Origin of the sequence: Christiangramia qingdaonensis (assembly GCF_048381525.1) — a bacterium.
Taxonomy (GTDB): Bacteria; Bacteroidota; Bacteroidia; order Flavobacteriales; family Flavobacteriaceae; genus Christiangramia.
Genome location: NZ_JBLWIM010000015.1, coordinates 189,641 through 207,345 on the forward strand (window position 1 = coordinate 189,641; position 17,705 = coordinate 207,345).

Consider the following 17,705-nt stretch of genomic DNA (forward strand, 5'->3'; position numbering starts at 1 on the left):
TCTATGGAAGGAATGATGACTGTGGGTGATGCCAGGGATATCATCGTCAAAAAGTTGGGTGATTGATTATTGGAAATGACCTTATAGATCTTGAGATCGCTCTGGATAAACCAAGAAGAAATAATGATCGCTTTTTAACCAAAGTTTTTTCAGATAATGAAGTCAGGCAAATTCGTTTACATTCTCAACCGGAACTGGCAATCTGGAAAATCTGGTCGATGAAGGAAGCGGCTTATAAAGCTCATCAAAGGCTCTTTCAACTTCCTGCCAAGCTTGATCCGGTTACTTATGAATGTGATCTGGATAATTTGAGTGTTTCTAAGAATCAGAACATTTATATTATTAAATCGGTACAGGACGAAAATCACCTTTATTCCTGGCTTGAGTTTAAAAACATAGAACATATAAAACTTCCATATTCTACGAATTACAAGTCCGAATTCTTAAAGAAGTTTTCCATTCGAACTGGTCATGACCTTCAGAATATTGAATTCCGAAAAAATAATTTAGGAATACCAGATTTGTTTCTAAAGAACACCGGGATCTGCTTGCCAATTTCGATCACGCATCATGGCAGATTTGCTGCAATTTGCTTTCCGTTAATTAACTGCTAAAAGCAGTTAAACATTTAAAAACTCCATTGTTGTCTCTGCACCTCTTTTGTATCTTCAATCGAGAAATCAAAAATTAAAATTATGAAGCAAGTAGATAAAATGGAGATCGTTCACAGTCAGTCAGCTGAGTTTATTGAACAAGGCGAACAGGGAAAATTTTTGAAAATGATCCCGGATACTTTTCTTATCAAAGGAGATGAAGTGGATGGTAAGTATAATCAGGGTTACGCAATTAGACATTTAAATAGAAGAGACATCCTATTAATTGACGTTGTAGAAAAATCATCAAAAGCTGCCGTAAAGAAATTCGTGGAAGAAGGTTACCAGATCAAAGGTATTTTGATCACCTGTGACGCTATACTTGAGACTGCCTATGCAGACTTAAAAACTATTTCTGAAGATGCTGGTGGTGCCGCAATCTATGCTCATCCAAGGAATAATATCAAGGACAATTTTAAGACAAAAGATATTACAAAAAGGGATCCCGTGCTGGACAGTTTCTCCATTAATATTTTCGATCTTCCTGGTGCTAGTGGTGCTTCTGTAGTTGTTTATTCCGAAATTAATGACGGAATGCTATTTCCAGGAGAAGATGCTGTAGGATCTGATTATTCTTCTGATCTCACTACGTTCTCCAGACCTGAAAAAACTAATGCAAACAACGATTACGGATTAGCTGAGAGCTGGGCTGCTTTCGACACAGAATTCAGCTTTTTATTTCCTCGAAAGGGAAAACCAGGTTTCAATTTAGAAGAAGGAAATCAAATTGATATCCTGAACACTCTAGGAAAAAGCTAGTAACTTAAATACCAACTGTATTATATAAAAGGTTGTTTAGATAGATCTTACACGATCACGATTGCCCTGAATTCAGCAAATCCGTCGATGTAGTTTCTCTCAAAAGCAACCTTTTTTTATGAGTAAACTCGAAACATAAGAGTATGTAGAATCTCCAGAGACCTTATCGATTCAATTTCTGCAATCTTAAAACAAGCTAGAAAATAGCTAACTGTACATAAAGAAAATGCACTACTACCACTAAGCACAAGAATCCAAAAAACACTTACTTAAACTAAGGTTCTGTTAAACTGCTGCTGACTTCAGCTAAAACTTTCTAATTTAAAGAATAAAATAACCAACTATGTCAAAATTGAATGTCACTCAAAAATTAATCAAAGAACATTTACTGGAAGGGGAGATGACTCCCGGGAAGGAAATAGGAATAAAAATAGATCAGGCACTACTTCAGGATGCTACAGGAACTCTTGTACAATTGGAGTTGGAAGCGATGGGACTTAAGAAAGCTCAGACTGAAGTTGCAGTACAATATGTAGATCATAACCTGCTACAAACCGATTTTAAAAATGCTGATGATCACCTATTTCTACATTCTGCAGCTGAAAGATTTGGTCTATGGTATAGTAGGCCGGGAAATGGGGTAAGCCATCCTGTTCACATGCAAAGATTTGGAAAGCCAGGAAAAACCATGGTAGGATCTGATAGTCATACTCCGGCAGCCGGTTCTTTGGGAATGTTAGCGATAGGTACTGGAGGTCTTGATGTTGCGTCAGCAATTGCTGGTCAGCCATATTTCGTAAAGATGCCTGAGGTGATGGGAGTTAAACTAACTGGAAAATTACCAGATTGGGTGAGTGCAAAGGATGTGATTCTGGAAATGCTTAGACGTTACGATGTGAAAGGCGGAGTAGGGAAGATTATCGAGTATTATGGAGATGGTCTAAAGAATCTAAGCGCAATGGACCGCCACGTGATCGCAAACATGGGAGCAGAACTTGGAGCTACGACTACTGTTTTTCCTAGTGATGAAGAAACAAAAAGATTTTTGAAATCTCAGGATAGAGAATCAGATTGGGTGGAACTGCTGGCAGATGAAGGTTGTGAGTATGAATATCATGATGAAATTATTCTTGATGATCTTATTCCCTTAATAGCACTTCCAACCAGTCCGGGTAATGTTGTTCCAGTTTCTGAGGTTGCAGGTAAAAGTATTAGCCAGGTAGTTATTGGGTCCTCAGCGAATCCTGGACTTAGAGACTTCTGGATCGCTGGAGCAATCGTAGAAGGGAAATCTGTCAATACAGATGTATCATTTGATATAAATCCAACATCAAGACAAATGATTCAGAATATGATCGAGAACAGAGCTTTTGCCAACTTAATCAAGGCAGGAGCAAGGTTTCACCAATCTGGATGTATGGGATGTATTGGAATGGGACAGGCACCAGCATCCGGAACCATCAGTTTGAGGACTATGCCTAGAAATTTTCCAGACAGATCTGGAACTAAAGATGACCAGGTACATTTATGTAGTCCTGAAACTGCGGCAGCTTCAGCGTTAACAGGAAAAATCACAGATCCAAGAGACCTGGAGAAATTATATGATATGAAATATCCTAAATTTCAGCATCCTGAAATCGAGATCATTAATACGGATATGCTAGTGGCTCCTCCGGAAGATGGAACAGATGTAGAGCTAGTTAAAGGTCCTAATATTCAATCCTTACCACATATAGACCCTATTCTAAGTGAATACGAAGTACCTGTACTTTTGAAAATGGGCGATAACGTATCTACAGACGAAATATTGAAGGCAGGTGCTGAAGTATTACCCTTCCGAAGTAATTTACCTGAGATTAGTAAGTATGCATTTACCGTAATTGATGAAACCTATTATGATCGAGCGATGGATACTAAAGATAGCCATGGAGGTCATATAGTAGTTGCGAAGGATAATTATGCGCAGGGTTCGAGTAGAGAACATGCTGCAATTGCTCCTAAATATCTTGGACAGGTCGCAGTAATAGCGAATTCTTACGCCAGAATAGCATGGCAGAATTTAGTGAATTTTGGAATTTTACCACTGGAATTTATAGATATATCTGACTATGAAAAGATCGAGCAGGGTGACATTGTGAAATTTGAAAACCTGCAAAGAGATATCAAAGAAAGAAATAACATTAAAGTTGTTGTGAAAAAGGAAAGTGGCAGTGAGGAAACTTTCGAAACAAAACACTCTATGAGTGATAGACAAATTCAGGTTCTACTAAAAGGTGGAATTATAAATGAATTCAAAGAGAAATTAGAGCAGGAAGATTTAACTGCTTAATTCAGTTTAAAAGTAATAAAAAAACCCTCTGAATAGAGGGTTTTTTTATTTTTCAAGATCGCAATATTAGTGAGAACTCATTTTAGCCTTACGTTTTTCACATTGTCTGTCAAGATCACGAACAGTCTCTGCAATTGATGCTTCGTAGGAGTTCTCGTTCGACTGTGCAAATATTTCCGGTCCTGGAGCACTCAATCTAACTTCAGTAATATATCCATTCGGCTTTTGATTTTCATCATGTTTGAAATAGATATTTGCTCTAACAATCCAGTCATATTTATTCTCAAGCTTCTCTAACTTTTTTTCAGTAAAAGCTTCAAGATTTTCACTTTTATCAATGTTTACAAATTCAAATACAGTTTCCATTTAATTCATTTTTTTGATTGTTTAAATTAACCTAATATCTCTTGGGACACCAAGCCTGTTATGGCTCTTTTAGCAAAGTTTTAATAAACTATTTAGAGCATTCATGTTACTTACTTAAAGTATTTCTAATAAATAGATAAAGAATACAAAACAAGTATTGCTGGCTAGGTTCAATCATTACTTTTGTTATATGAAAACAAAGGACTTACCCAAAAAGATGATGGGAAAAGCTATTTCCCTGGCGAAAGAAGGAGCTGAAAGCGATAACGGTGGTCCATTTGGAGCAGTGATCACGAAAGGAGAAGAGATCATTGCAGCAACTTACAATAGAGTTTCTGGAGATCAGGACTGCACTCAGCATGCAGAATTAAGAGCAATACAATTAGCTTGTAAACAACTCGGGACTAAAAACCTGGAAGGTTGCGTATTGTACACCAGTTGCGAGCCATGTATGATATGTCTTGGAGCAGCCCATTGGGCAAATTTCGACTATATTTACTATGCGGCTTCTGCTGAAGATGCCAAGGAAAATGGATTTTTATACTCAGATATGTATTATAACTCTTCTAAGGAAAACAGACATCAGGAGTTCAAAATGATACAATTATGTAGAGACGAAGCGATGAAAGTCTGGATCAAGAAATAAATAATCATTACCCTACTCAAAATAAATATGAATAACGATCAGAAAAATGAAGAAGCTGAAAAAGTAAATAAAGAATTAGACAGTCAGGATTCTCAGGATAAAACCATGACTAAAACACATGGTGAGATCTTAAAAGAACAGATCATTGAAGGTTGTGAAACCTATGATCGTAGTAAGAGTAGCATTCTACTAAGTTCATTTACTGCAGGACTCGAAATTGGTTTCAGTTTTCTTATGTTATGCTCATTATTCAGCTTTCTGGATGGCAAAGTTGCTGAAGAAACTATATTTAAACTAATAGCTTTCGTTTATCCCATTGGATTTATTCTGGTTGTACTGGGAAAATCTATATTATTTACAGAACAGACTTCTTTACTAGCATTGCCGGTATTAAATAATCGTAGAAGTGTTTGGAGCTTATTCCAAATTTGGGGAGTAGTTATTTTCGGTAACCTGGCAGGAGGGATGCTTATGGGCCTTACGGTCTCATGGCTTGGCTCCGGATTAAACTTGTTTGAAGCCGAAGTAATTGCTAAAATTGGTGAGCACTTTGTAGACTACGATATACTAACAATCTTTTTAAGTGCTATTATGGCCGGTTGGTTAATGGGCCTTTTAAGCTGGCTGGTCACTTCTTCTAAAGAAACTACGGCAGAGATCCTGATTATTTATTTGATTACCGCAGTAATGGGCTTTACAGGATTGCATCATAGTATCATTGGTCATATTGAAATTTTTGCAGGGATGCTGGTTTCGGATAAGATAACCTTTCTTGTATATCTAAAAACATTGGGAACTGCATTGGCAGGTAATGCTGTTGGTGCTACAGTATTCGTGGCATTACTAAAGTATAGAGCATTTGTATTCAATATCAAGATGTAAGAACGAATGTTAAACTCAGATTAATCCTGAGGTTATAGATTTTCATTTAATTAAATTAAGAAAAAAATTATGGCAAACACTAACGATAAAGATCAGGCAGACTGGCAGAAAAATTCAGGAAGACCTTCTAATTTTAATGAAAAAGATGAGAGTCTTTATAAAGGAGAAAATGGTAACCTGAGAGTGAAAAAAGAGAAAGACGGTCTTAGTGATGAAGAGGATCAAACTATTCAGGACACTTTAGATAGTCTCGAAGGAAACGAGGAAGAATGAAGAGGTTCGTTCTTCTGATGTTTGGCTTGTTTAGCTTTATACTCATTTCTTCTTGTAAAAGCACTAAAGATAATACTTCAGATTTGAGTGAGTTACTCACGCTGATTGAATCAAGATCTTTTGATATAGAGAATAACTGGGCCTTACCACTACGTGGCGCTCAGATCAACCTGGTGACTAACGATAATCATTTGAGATTTAGAAAGGATTCAATCGATATATTTTTACCATATTTTGGAGTAAGACGGTTTTCTGGTGGATATAATGCTGAAGCCGGTATTCGTTATGAAGGATTATTAAATGATCTTAAAATAGATTCCAGTCACGCAGATAAAGTGAAATTGATATTCGAAACCAGTACAGGGACTGAACAGATTAGATATATCCTAACGATGTATCCCAATGGAAAATCTAATTTGCAGTTACTAATGAATCAACGAGATAATATTTCTTATAGAGGTTTCTATTCAAAAGAGGAAGTAAAGTAAAATATCCTATTTTACATAATATAAATTATAGTTCAAATATATATACCTGGAATACTTGAGTACTCTTACATTCTTAGTTTATTTCTCATCTATATCGTTTCTTTTCTTCGGAATAAGTTGTTTCACCACGGAGCATATGAAAACCGAATTTATCCGTTACGGTCTCACGAGCTACCTTAAACTCGTAGGTGCATTACAGATCCTCGGAGCTATCGGTTTACTTGCAGGCTATTATTATGAACCAATTTTGGCAATAAGTTCCGCCATTGGGCTTGCGGTACTAATGATCTTCGGTTACGGCGTCCGCAGAAAAATAAAGGATAATTTTATACAATCTGCACCATCATTTATCTATGCTGTTTTCAATATTTACTTAGCTTATGCATTATACGCCCTTAATTATTAGCATTATTCTTTAAGTAAAGTTTTGAATTCCTTTAAAAGTAAATCCAGTTTAGGTTGTATGTATCTGGTGCAAAATGGTCGCTGAGGATCTGTTTGATAGTAATTTCTAATTTCAGCACGCGATTCCTTAAAGCATGCTAATTCATAGGCTCTAGTTACAAACTTTAACCCAGCGCTATTCTCAATTTTCTTCAAAGTTTGCCTGGTTTTTTCCAGCTCTAAATGGTTGTACACGTATATAGCCGACCTGTATTTGTGCCGCATGCTGTGATCTTTCATACTTTGGTGAGTTCTCAAATGGATAAGAATAAGATCTTCCAACATTACCGATTCTGGATCATAATTCATGATGATCCCTTCGTAAAACTGATCTGGCGATTCCTTAGCAGATATATATCCCTGTCGTACATTATAAACCCCTTTAACAGCTTTGAAAACTGCTTCTGTACACCAGTGGCAACCACCTCCGAGTCCTATTTTCATTAAATTAGCTTTTAACTATCTTCTTAGTTTCAACGAATGCTTAAATTTATAAAAACTGTTTTATGTGTTATCGTACTAAGTTGAATAAAAAGATCTTTTCCCTGGAAAAATCATTGGATGCCAGGTTTTTGGAACCAGATAAATACCAGCCCCAACTAGAGATCAACGCCTTTAGTTTTTCTGAAACTCCTGTAATTACGTACGATAGTCCTGGTGAGATACAAATGTTCCAATGGGGTTTAATTCCCTTCTGGGCTAAAGATGATACTATTAAAAAAATGACTTTAAATAGTAAAATAGAAACTGCAGCTGAAAAACCAGCTTTCAGAAATTCTGTAGATAATAGATGCCTCGTGATTGCTGAAGCCTATTACGAATGGCAATGGCTTGACCCGAAAGGTAAAACCAAACAAAAATTCATATTGGAGCCGAGGGATCAGGAGGTATTTGCTTTCGCCGGAATATTCTCTACCTGGAAGAATCCTGAAAATAATAATATCATCAACTCCTACTCTATCCTAACTACAGAAGCCAATGATTTAATGAGCAAGGTTCATAATAATAAAAAGCGGATGCCAGTAGTTTTAAAACCTCAAGATCATAAAAACTGGTTGCAAGGTAGTGATTTAAGAAATTTTGCCTTGCCATATGATGTTCCGCTAACAGCTACCGCTATCGATTAATCATACTGCTTCCACCAGTTTACTTTCTTGATGCTTTGAATTGTAAATATTTCTCCTGGTTCCGGAATACAATAATTCTGATCCTTTGCCGCATCAATGAATCTTTCTACAGGATCTAACCAGCGATGTAATGAGAGTGCAAAACCGGCCCAATGCACAGGCATTATATTTTTAACCTGTGCATCCTTGGCTGCCTGCACACATTCTTCCGGATACATATGAATTTGCTTCCATTTTTCATCATATTGTCCGCATTCCATAAAGCCAAAATCAAAAGGCCCCAGTCTGTGACCAATTTCAACAAAATGGCTGCCGTAACCACTGTCTCCGCTAAACCAGATATTTTCTGTAGCGGTTTTTAGATTCCAGCCACCCCAAAGTCCCTGCGCTCTGTCATTTAAACCTCTACCCGAGAAATGTCTTGTTGGTGTAAAAATAATATCTATTCCGCCTACATTAATTTTATCCCACCAATCATACTCCCTGATCCTTTCAGGTTCTACACCCCATTTTTCTAAATGTCTTCCTACGCCCAAAGCGGTATGAAAAACTTTAGTTTTATGCTGAAGTTTTTTTATGCTTTTAAGATCGAGATGATCGTAATGATCATGTGATATTAGAACAATGTCAATCTCAGGAAGTTCGTCCAGTATGTGCAAGGTATTAGTCGAAAAACGCTTAATACTAAATGGTGAAATTGGCGCGGCATCAGGACCGAACATTGGATCTATAAGGATCGTTAGCTCATTTATACGTAGCAAAATTACAGAATGACCGAACCAGATCATCTTACTATCTACTGAAGGCTTTAAAAATTCCTGTAAATTAAAAGCTTTGATCTGAATTTCTTTCGATGGCTGCCGACCATTCTTCTCAAAAAACTGTTTGTACAATAGTTTAGGAATATCTTTGATCTGGATATCCATTCCAGTATTTTCCAGATTCATGAACCTGGCTTCTTTCCGGTTCTCAGATCGCTCGTATCTTTTTATATTCTCTTCGGAAGCATTTGCACCAAATTGATCAAACATAATTATTTAATGATAGTTCCATCTGGTTTGAACATAACATCTTTATTTTTTCCTTTTTGCTTAAACTCCACATCGAAAAATTCACCTTTGGTTGCTGATTCAACATGTTCTACTTCAGTGATCTCATAATCTGAATAATCTCTTTCTATTATTTCTAATATGACCTCGGGAAGTTCCTTCTTCTTCACGTCGTTTTCGGTTTCAACCCAGGTACCATCTGCATTAAAGTCTGCACGATATTTTTCTCCATCTTTCTTAAAATGAGATTCCCAGTAGCCATGATCGTCCTTTTCCCAATCCGGATCATTTTCACCCGGATATTTCTTCTGAAATGCAGTTTTAACTACTTCCGGAACGGTCTCTTCCTCTTCTTTGTTTTCCTGACAGCTCATCACACTGATACTAAGAGCAAACACTCCAGCATATATAAATCTTTTCATAATAGTAATTTATATAAAACTAAAAACTTAATTCTAGGGAGTTTCAAACGAAATCATAAAGTTTCTCAGGAAGAGAGATTCAGATCTAAATCTTGCATCGTAGCTTTCCGAAGTGGTTTAGAAAGAAAGGCTTTGACCATAGGATACCTGACTTTTTCCGGATCGAAATCCTCTATCGCAGATGTTAGAATATAAACTTTAAACATTTTTTTAATGCTGGTATCAAATTTTAAAAATTCATCCAGAAAATCCCAACCAGTCATTGTAGGCATATTCACATCTAAAAAGATGATCATTTTGCGATCTCCTTCATATTTCTTACAAGATTGCAAGTAAGCCAAACCTTTTTCTGGTTCCTGAAAAACCTTAACACGGGCATTGGAATCGAATTTCTCAATTACTAATTTGCAGATTAGATTATTTACAGGATCGTCATCTACGATTATGTAATCATGAATTTTCAATGTCAGTATTTTTATTATTATTAGAAAATTCGATGGTTACTTTAGTCCATTCATTTAATTTACTGTCGATACTGATTTTTCCTCCAATTAGCTCTAGTTGAGTTTTCACCATGAACAGTCCCATTCCCTTGCCTTCTATATGCAAATGCTGTCGCTTGTATAATTGGAATAATTCTTCTTTGTTCGTGCCCAGTTTTATTCCAAGACCATTATCCAGGAATATGAGACTATTAAATTCTTTATTTGATTTACTTACGATTTTAAGTACTAAATCTCTATCTGGATGTTTGTATTTAATACTATTCAGTATCAAATTATAAAAAACGCTATGCAGGTAACTTCTTGACGTAAGCATGCCTTCCCAATCCTTAAAATCTGTCTTAATTCTGATTTTTTGATTTTCTAAAATGGATCCCGTCATTTGCAAAACATCATCTGTGAGACATTGGAAATTTACATGCTCTCTAGCCCGGTTGTAATCAGCTTTCACTTTTAGAATATTGTTAAGGTCCCGAACTACCATATCGAGTCTTTCTACATTCTTTAGCATGTCTGACACTAATTTCTCTTTAGTAGCTGAATCTATATCATCATCTGCTATGATCTCTGAAATACCAATGATATTCGCTACTGGCGCTCTTAAATTATGCGACACTATATAACTAAATTGTTCTAAACCTTTATTGGCACTCACAAGCTCATTTGTATAACTTGTGAGATTCTCATTAAGTTCTCTCAATTTAAGTTCAGACCTCTTAAGCTTGCTTATATCTGAAAATATGCAGATAATTCCGTTAAGCTGACCATCCTGATCTGTTATCCCGGATATTGTAATTTGTACGGGAAAACTTGTACCATCGCTTTTTCTACCATCATACTGACTATGAAAAGTATGATCGTAAGCAACCTTTTCCAATATGTCATTTAATAAATCGGTCTCATGAAGATCTGGAAACATCAATTCTATTAAATTTTCATTTTGAACCTCTTCAAATTTCCATCCATAAATTTTTTCAGCAGCAGCATTGAAGTATTTAATATTGCCCTGGTCATCTGTCGCTACAACTCCCTGTCCAATTCTACTAAGGATGTTTGCTTGAAACTTATTCTCATCTTCAGCCTTTACCCTGTCTGAGATATCAATACCAACACATTGTAATTCTCCCGTACCGTTTTCATTTTCCAGAAATACCATATCCCAGATAGTGGCTTTATGGAGATTGTCCTTTCCAAGTTTTGTAATTTCTAACTGATAATTTTTGAATGGAGATTTTAAACATGTATCACTAATTTCCATAATTTTATCGTAGTGCCCGGGCAGAGTATCTATCAGGCTGTTTTTGCCAATTGGATCATTGTTTGGATAAAGCCAGCCAAAGTCTTCAATATACCGGTCGTTGCAATAGGTGAAATTACCCTGAAGATCTATTCGTATAAAATAGTTTGTTTGTGATTGAATTAGACTTTTATACCTATTTTCACTAATTGCTAATTTTTCAAAGTTTACTTTTTTCTCTGTTATATCCTGTAAGGTTCCTTTTCCCCCCACTATACTTCCGTTTTCCTCTAAAGGACTAACAATAACATTCAACCATCTAATTTTTGAATTGGAGACTTTTATACGTAGTTCTATATTTTTGGTCTCCCTTCTTACTAAAACGGACTGTTTTAGGTTTTCGAATTTTGGAATATCTTCATCCACGACGAGATTGCGGAACTCGGTTATCTCTAAATCTCTGCAATTGGAAATGTCAAGAATACTCGCAACTTCCCCGGAACAATAGACTGAGTTCTCTTTTAGATTAATTTCAAGATACCCAATTCTGGCAATTTTCTCTGCGTACTGTAATTTCTTGGCAGTTTCATTGATCTGGTCTATGTATTCTTTTTGGATCGAAATATCCCGAATAATATTGGCAGTTTTTAGAATCTTTTTGCCATTGCGTTCAATTGGAAGAATGGAAGAAGCTACTTCAGCAGGAAATATTGAACCATCTTTTCTCTTTAGTTGCATTTCAGACTTTGCTTTTCCTGTAACTTCGCGTTCCTTCAGCATTTCTGCCATCTCTTCTTCACTGGTATGAACAACATCGCTTCTGTGCAAACCTATTATTTCAGACTCTTCCATACCCAACATCGCACACATTGCAGGATTTGCAGCGGTAATAAATCCATCGGTTTTAGCAAGAATGATCCCGTCGATACTATTCTCATAGAAAGCTCTAAGCTTTTCATCCTTTTCCCTTAGTTGCCTATCTTTCAATTTTTCTTCAGTGATATCCCGAAACTTTACGATAACACCATCAATACCTTCATCGTTAAAGTGGTTTTTAAAGATACATTTGAAGACTCCTATGGTATCTACTATTTCAATGTTGAGTATGTTTTCTATGCGATGCTCATTGTGAATACATTCATTAAATAATTCATAGAATTGAATAGGATTCTCGAATTTGATAACCTCACTAATTGTGGCTCCCAATACTCTTGTATGAGCTCTGAATAAATTTTGAATTGAAGGGCTACTATAGGTAATTTTGGCTTCACGGTTTAAGATGCAAACTATTTCATGTGAAGACTCCACTAGTTTGCGAAATCTGTTCTCACTGAACCGAATCTGCTTTTCCATTTGCGAACGTTCCCGTTCTAATTTACATCGGCTAATTGCATTATGTATCGCAGGTACGAGCCTTTCAGGCCTATCCTTAAATAGAAAATCATTTGCTCCCTTCTCCATCAGCTTTACCGCTGCACCCGGCGGCAGAGAACCCGAAAATATTATGAACGGCAATAAACTATCCTTTTTCCTTACAATTTCCAAGGCATCCTCTGAGTCGAGATCTGGTAGGTTATGGTCACAAAGTATAATATCAAAATGATGATTTTGGAAAAGGAATTCGAATTCATCTCTACGTGTAGCCAGATGAATTTCAATATCAGTTTTCTCCAGATGCCTTGTTACTAAATACGCATCTGTATCTGAATCTTCTACATGTAATAGTTGAATTGATTTCGTATTCGACATACAAGTTCGATCGATTAGGAATTGAATAAATTCACAGTAAGAACTGAAAATATATTCTAGAAATATTGGATTAGATTGATGATATAACTAAAATACCTAATATTTCTTGTTAACAAAAAATTATGGCTAATTTATTTGTGTTAATTTATTGATTATATGATGATTCTATAAACAAACAGCGCGACAAGGTCGCGCTGTTTATCTTGTTTCAAAAATTTTCTAAATTATTCTACTGAGTAATTTTATTAGCGTAAATGTCAAGTTCAATTACAGGTTTCCCTAATTTCTTTACCTCTTCTAATTGTGTCGCCTTATCCCCTACTACCAGGTAAATCATCTCCTTTTCGTTCAGGTATTCAGTAATAACAGATTTAAAATCTTCTTCAGTCATATTCATTAATTCTTCCTGTTGCGATTCAATAAAATCTTCAGATTTGTTGTACTTACTTATGTCTCTCAGAATACCCAATTTAGCACCTAAACTTTCATATGAACGGGTGTTTTCTTTCAGTAATTTATTCTGAGTAAGTTCTACTTCCGCAGGACCAAAATCATTTGAATAATTTGTAACCATTTCTTCTATGATCTTAAGAGAAGGGAGTGTAGCATTCGCCCTTACACTAGTTGAAATATAAAACGGTGAAATTGTCTCATTCTTAGATATGCCAGAATAAGCACCATAGGTATAGCCTTTTTCTATTCTTAAAGTCTGAAATAATTTACCACTAGAGCCACCACCAAGAATTTCATTTGCAAAATTAAGCTTACTGGCATCTTCATCATTTTCGGTAAGAACCAGTTTGCCAATCATAATAACAGATTGTTTAGCATCAGGAACATCAATGAAGTATAATGTGCCTGGTTCACCTTCAGCACTTATTTCAGAAGTAGAAATTACAGGAGCATCAGTCGCCCAGTCGTCAGCCATAGTTGAGATGACATCCAAAACCTGTTTCTGATCCATTGCTCCAGCGATATGGAACTTCGCATTTTCTGGTGATAACTTATCGTAGTAAGATCTAAGATCCTCCATATTAATATCTGCGGTAGTTTTTAATGTGCCGTTTACAGGTACTCCAAAACTATGACTATCTCCATATAAAAGTTTATAGAACGCTGTGGATGCAATAGCCTGCGGATTTGCTTCCCGATCTTTCAAATTTGTTTCGAGAGCCTGTTTTAATCTGGACAATTCTTTTACATCCCATCTCGGTTCCATCAAAATCTCTTCAACTAATTTCATGGTACCTTCAAAATTCTTACTAAGACAGGTTCCTGAAATACTAAAACCTTCATTCCCGGTACTTATGTAGACATTAGCTCCCAATAGTCCAAGAGCTTCTTCCAGTTCAGCCGGAGTTTTATTAGCTGTCCCTTGTAGCATCAAATCACTTAGCAGGTAAGAAACTCCTTCTTTTCCAACTGGATCCAAACGCTGTCCACCTGGAATTGTTATATCAAATTGTACAAGTGGAATTTCATTATTAACAATTCCAAAGACCTGCATTTTATTTTTAAGCTCAGCAGTCCAGATTTCCGGTGACTTAAATAATGGCAGATCACCAAAATCAGGTTCACTACGATCATATTTTGAAAGAGTTTTATCATACACAGCCTCTTTTCCCGGGCTAACTTCTTCGCTAGCTACATCCTTCTTTACTTCTTCTATCCAAACTTCGGCTTCTTCGGAATTTTCTATGGCAAGTTCTATGCTTCCTTTTGGAACTACACTGGTCATAATGTAGTGCTGATCTTTAATATACTTATTATAAGCGCGCATTACATCTTCTGAAGTTACCTTATTAGTAAGTTCAGCAGTTTTTGTTAGATAGCCAGGATCACCATTAAATTCGTTATCCTGCACCAACTGAAAAGCTTTATTGAGTACTGTGCTAACTCCCTGATATAATTGAGTTTCAAGTTCAGCTTTAATTCTTTTGAGATCATCCTCGCTTACACCAGCTTTCTCAAATCTTGTAAAACCATTTTGAATCGCATTATGCACGCTATCCAGATCTACGCCGGCATTGGCCCTTACTCTAACAACGAACTCTCCAGCAAGTTCACTACTGCTTTGATAAGTACTAATACGAGGTGCAAATTTGGATTCTTCTACTACCGTTTGATACAAAGGTGATTTTTTGCTTCCACTTAATAACTGCCCTAAAATTTGAAGAGCGTACATATCCTCATTATAATCTTCCACTGTTGGATAAATCATTCTAAGCTCGGGAAGTTTTGCAAAATTATCTTCGAAGTATAATTTTTTTGTGGTTTGAAGTTCTACGGGCATCGCTTCTATAGGCTCAACCTCTGGTCCTGATGGAATCTCACCAAACCATTGTCTAACGAGCTTCTTAGTTTCCTCTATTTGAATATCTCCAGCAATGACCAGGGAAGCATTGGCCGCTCCATAGTATTGTTTATAGAATTCCTTTACATCCTCAAGGGTTGCCGACTGTAAATCTGGTAGCTGACCTATAACCGTCCAATTATAAGGATGATCTTTTGGGTAAAGATTTTTCCTTATGATCTCGTCTGTATATCCATATGGAGCATTATCTACACGCTGGCGTTTTTCATTCTTAACGACCTGCTTTTCACGATCAAGGGCAGCCTGCGTAACTGTATTGATCATATATCCAAATCTATCTGAATCGATCCAGAGTATCTTCTCGAAAGCATCTTTAGGTACCACTTCGTAATAAACAGTACCATCGCTCCAGGTTCCACCATTTCTACTTCCACCCCACTCAGGGATCATTTTACGGTTGGCACCCACGGGAACGTTTTCAGAATCGTTAAAACTCATGTGTTCAAAGAAATGAGCAAATCCTGTTTTGCCAGGTTTCTCACGGTTAGAACCTACGTGCATCATGGTAGCAACAGCAACTATTGGATCGCTATGATCCTCATGTAAAATTACTTCCAGACCATTCTCTAGAGTAAACTTTTCATAATTAAGTTTGAATTCAGGAATTTGCTGAGTTGCTTCTGAAGATTGCCCCACACTAACACCAGATAATAAAAAAACTGATATTAGAAAAAAATAAAATTTTCTCATTGAAGAATAAATTAGTTACTCTCCCAAAATAAGAAATTAATAGCAATCAATTCTCTGTGAACTTGGTTTTACTCAGAAGAATACCTAAGGGTTTGGTGGCTTCAATATTATAAAGAATTACTACTATGATACCAAGTACAGGAATTGCGAGAATCATACCAATGATGCCCCAGATCATATTTCCTGCTATTACAGATACAATAATAAAGAATGGATGCACATCCACGCGATCACCTACAATAAATGGTTGCAATACATAGGATTCTACAAACTGGGTAACCGTAAAGGTGAGAGCGATACCAATAAGTACACTTGTTTCTCCACTACTTAAGAACCCAAATGCTACCGCCATAGTGAACCCCAGGATATTACCAACATAAGGAATCAAGGTTAATACCGCAGCTATCACACTAACCAAAATAAAATTGTTCACTCCCGAAATCCCCAGGCCTATAGAATATAATACCGCGAGTAACCCCATAAGCATTAATTTCCCAAGTAAATACTGAGGTGCAACTTTAATAGATTTTGTAAGAGTATTTTTAATTGATTCCTGTTTGGAATCTGGCATAACTCGCAAAAGAAAATTTTTAAAAATCTCACGGTAATTCAGTAAAAAGAATACATAAACGAATGTGAGAAGATAATTCGCCATAAAACTTGAGAGTCCGCTAAGAAAAGTAGTGATCCTTTTACGCATATCAGATCCCATAGCAGCGCTTTCTTCTTCTTCAGACTGATTAATATCGTCAGGGTCAAGCGGAGTATGTTCTAATGCAAAGGTTTTAAGCTGTTCTATCTTTGGAGTCATTTGCTCCTGGATCTTTGGCCAGTCCTCTGCAAAATTCCTTACCTGCATGCTTACCAAAGCCATAAGTCCTATACTAACACCAAATAGAAGCAGACTGTTTAACATGGCCGCCCATGCTCTTTTCATATACTTCTCCATCCAGATGCTAAGAGGTAAAACGACGAGACTTAAAATGACAGCCGTAGCCAGAGGAGCAAAAAAACCTTTCGCTTTTACCAGGCCGGCTATTAAAAAGTATATGGAGAGAATTGCTGCCGCTATGTAAAGTATTGCGCGCTTGCCTTTAAACATGAATAATTGATTTTGATTGGTTTGAACAATATCGTAAATGTTTCATGTAATTTTATTAATAAAAACACAAAGAGCTAATGTTTAAAAAAGTATATAAAAAAAAGCCACCCGTTTAGGATGGCTTTAATTCTATAGATTAGAACGTGCTTAGTCGATTACTTCAACGTTTACAGCATTCAATCCTTTTCTACCTTGCTCAGTTTCGAACTGAACTCTGTCATCTTCACGAATTTCATCGATAAGACCACTAGAGTGTACAAAGATGTCTTCGCTTGTTTCGTCTGATTTAATGAAACCAAATCCCTTGGTTGCATTGAAAAATTTTACTTTACCTTCTTGCATTACTATACTAATTAATTGTTATTGATGCCGGCTCCATTTAAAGATCATCCGGCCGTGATCTATTATTGATAAGTCTCAAACTGAAACCTTGAAATAACTAGTCGATTACTTCAACGTTCACAGCGTTAAGGCCTTTTTTACCTTGTTCTGTTTCAAATTGTACTCTGTCATCTTCACGAATTTCGTCGATAAGACCTGTTGAGTGTACAAAGATGTCCTCGTTAGAATCGTCAGCTTTTATAAATCCAAATCCTTTTGTTGAATTAAAAA

19 protein-coding genes are annotated in these 17,705 nt (G+C 36.3%); 9 read left to right on the forward strand and 10 right to left on the reverse strand.

The features are described 5' to 3' along the window. The first annotated feature begins 62 nt into the window (after positions 1 to 62). The 3 genes from ACNI3T_RS12190 (at position 63) to ACNI3T_RS12200 (ending at position 3,741) form a co-directional block, all read left to right on the forward strand. The gene (locus ACNI3T_RS12190; RefSeq protein WP_418228040.1) at positions 63 to 614 is read left to right on the forward strand and encodes a 4'-phosphopantetheinyl transferase superfamily protein; all 552 of its coding nucleotides are present in this window, start codon (positions 63 to 65) and stop codon (positions 612 to 614) included. 81 nt (positions 615 to 695) lie between these two features. Then, the gene (locus ACNI3T_RS12195) at positions 696 to 1,412 is read left to right on the forward strand and encodes a hypothetical protein (protein ID WP_418228041.1); all 717 of its coding nucleotides are present in this window, start codon (positions 696 to 698) and stop codon (positions 1,410 to 1,412) included. Positions 1,413 to 1,755: 343 nt separating this feature from the next. After that, complete coding sequence (locus ACNI3T_RS12200; RefSeq protein WP_418228042.1) at positions 1,756 to 3,741, forward strand: aconitate hydratase; 1,986 nt, start codon at positions 1,756 to 1,758, stop codon at positions 3,739 to 3,741. Between the two features lie 66 nt (positions 3,742 to 3,807). On the opposite strand, the gene ACNI3T_RS12205 is transcribed toward ACNI3T_RS12200, so the two are convergent. Next, the gene (locus ACNI3T_RS12205; RefSeq protein ID WP_026916205.1) at positions 3,808 to 4,107 is read right to left on the reverse strand and encodes an HPF/RaiA family ribosome-associated protein; all 300 of its coding nucleotides are present in this window, start codon (positions 4,105 to 4,107) and stop codon (positions 3,808 to 3,810) included. Positions 4,108 to 4,297: 190 nt separating this feature from the next. Here ACNI3T_RS12205 and ACNI3T_RS12210 point away from each other — a divergent pair, with 190 nt between their 5' ends. The 5 genes from ACNI3T_RS12210 (at position 4,298) to ACNI3T_RS12230 (ending at position 6,802) form a co-directional block, all read left to right on the forward strand. Beyond that, the gene (locus ACNI3T_RS12210; RefSeq protein ID WP_418228043.1) at positions 4,298 to 4,753 is read left to right on the forward strand and encodes a nucleoside deaminase; all 456 of its coding nucleotides are present in this window, start codon (positions 4,298 to 4,300) and stop codon (positions 4,751 to 4,753) included. Between the two features lie 27 nt (positions 4,754 to 4,780). Beyond that, positions 4,781 to 5,635 (forward strand): formate/nitrite transporter family protein, encoded by an 855-nt coding sequence (locus tag ACNI3T_RS12215; protein ID WP_418228044.1) that lies wholly within the window; start codon positions 4,781 to 4,783, stop codon positions 5,633 to 5,635. Between the two features lie 69 nt (positions 5,636 to 5,704). After that, positions 5,705 to 5,908, forward strand: a complete 204-nt coding sequence (locus tag ACNI3T_RS12220; RefSeq protein ID WP_322300229.1) for a hypothetical protein — start codon at positions 5,705 to 5,707, stop codon at positions 5,906 to 5,908. After that, on the forward strand, positions 5,905 to 6,396 hold the full coding sequence (locus ACNI3T_RS12225) for a DUF4251 domain-containing protein (RefSeq protein ID WP_418228045.1): 492 nt from the start codon (positions 5,905 to 5,907) through the stop codon (positions 6,394 to 6,396). Before ACNI3T_RS12220 ends, ACNI3T_RS12225 begins: the two co-directional genes overlap by 4 nt. 55 nt (positions 6,397 to 6,451) lie before the next feature. Continuing rightward, positions 6,452 to 6,802: a DoxX family protein gene (locus ACNI3T_RS12230; RefSeq protein ID WP_418228046.1), complete on the forward strand. Its 351-nt coding sequence runs from the start codon at positions 6,452 to 6,454 to the stop codon at positions 6,800 to 6,802. A 2-nt stretch (positions 6,803 to 6,804) separates the two neighbouring features. Here the strand turns inward: ACNI3T_RS12230 and ACNI3T_RS12235 are convergent, their stop codons facing one another. Then, on the reverse strand, positions 6,805 to 7,284 hold the full coding sequence (locus ACNI3T_RS12235) for a peptide-methionine (S)-S-oxide reductase (RefSeq protein ID WP_418228047.1): 480 nt from the start codon (positions 7,282 to 7,284) through the stop codon (positions 6,805 to 6,807). Positions 7,285 to 7,346: 62 nt separating this feature from the next. Between ACNI3T_RS12235 and ACNI3T_RS12240 the strand changes: the two genes are divergently transcribed. Continuing rightward, the gene (locus tag ACNI3T_RS12240; protein WP_418228048.1) at positions 7,347 to 7,967 is read left to right on the forward strand and encodes an SOS response-associated peptidase; all 621 of its coding nucleotides are present in this window, start codon (positions 7,347 to 7,349) and stop codon (positions 7,965 to 7,967) included. Here the strand turns inward: ACNI3T_RS12240 and ACNI3T_RS12245 are convergent. The 8 genes from ACNI3T_RS12245 to ACNI3T_RS12280 all read right to left on the reverse strand — a co-directional run. Beyond that, positions 7,964 to 8,998 (reverse strand): MBL fold metallo-hydrolase, encoded by a 1,035-nt coding sequence (locus tag ACNI3T_RS12245; RefSeq protein WP_418228049.1) that lies wholly within the window; start codon positions 8,996 to 8,998, stop codon positions 7,964 to 7,966. The two genes, ACNI3T_RS12240 and ACNI3T_RS12245, sit on opposite strands and share 4 nt — an antisense overlap. A gap of 2 nt (positions 8,999 to 9,000) precedes the next feature. Further along, complete coding sequence (locus ACNI3T_RS12250; RefSeq protein WP_418228050.1) at positions 9,001 to 9,438, reverse strand: PepSY-like domain-containing protein; 438 nt, start codon at positions 9,436 to 9,438, stop codon at positions 9,001 to 9,003. A 65-nt stretch (positions 9,439 to 9,503) separates the two neighbouring features. Then, positions 9,504 to 9,902 (reverse strand): response regulator, encoded by a 399-nt coding sequence (locus ACNI3T_RS12255; RefSeq protein ID WP_322300236.1) that lies wholly within the window; start codon positions 9,900 to 9,902, stop codon positions 9,504 to 9,506. Next, complete coding sequence (locus tag ACNI3T_RS12260) at positions 9,889 to 12,927, reverse strand: PAS domain S-box protein (RefSeq protein WP_418228051.1); 3,039 nt, start codon at positions 12,925 to 12,927, stop codon at positions 9,889 to 9,891. The genes ACNI3T_RS12255 and ACNI3T_RS12260 overlap by 14 nt, the downstream gene beginning before the upstream one ends. A gap of 229 nt (positions 12,928 to 13,156) precedes the next feature. After that, on the reverse strand, positions 13,157 to 15,991 hold the full coding sequence (locus tag ACNI3T_RS12265) for a M16 family metallopeptidase (RefSeq protein WP_418228052.1): 2,835 nt from the start codon (positions 15,989 to 15,991) through the stop codon (positions 13,157 to 13,159). A 46-nt stretch (positions 15,992 to 16,037) separates the two neighbouring features. After that, positions 16,038 to 17,093 carry an AI-2E family transporter gene (locus ACNI3T_RS12270; RefSeq protein ID WP_418228053.1) on the reverse strand — a complete coding sequence of 352 codons (1,056 nt, stop codon included), beginning with the start codon at positions 17,091 to 17,093 and terminating at the stop codon, positions 16,038 to 16,040. Between the two features lie 147 nt (positions 17,094 to 17,240). Continuing rightward, the gene (locus ACNI3T_RS12275; RefSeq protein WP_141877756.1) at positions 17,241 to 17,435 is read right to left on the reverse strand and encodes a cold-shock protein; all 195 of its coding nucleotides are present in this window, start codon (positions 17,433 to 17,435) and stop codon (positions 17,241 to 17,243) included. A 97-nt stretch (positions 17,436 to 17,532) separates the two neighbouring features. Next, positions 17,533 to 17,705: cold-shock protein (locus tag ACNI3T_RS12280; protein ID WP_417921253.1), on the reverse strand; the 173-nt coding region annotated here is incomplete at its 5' end.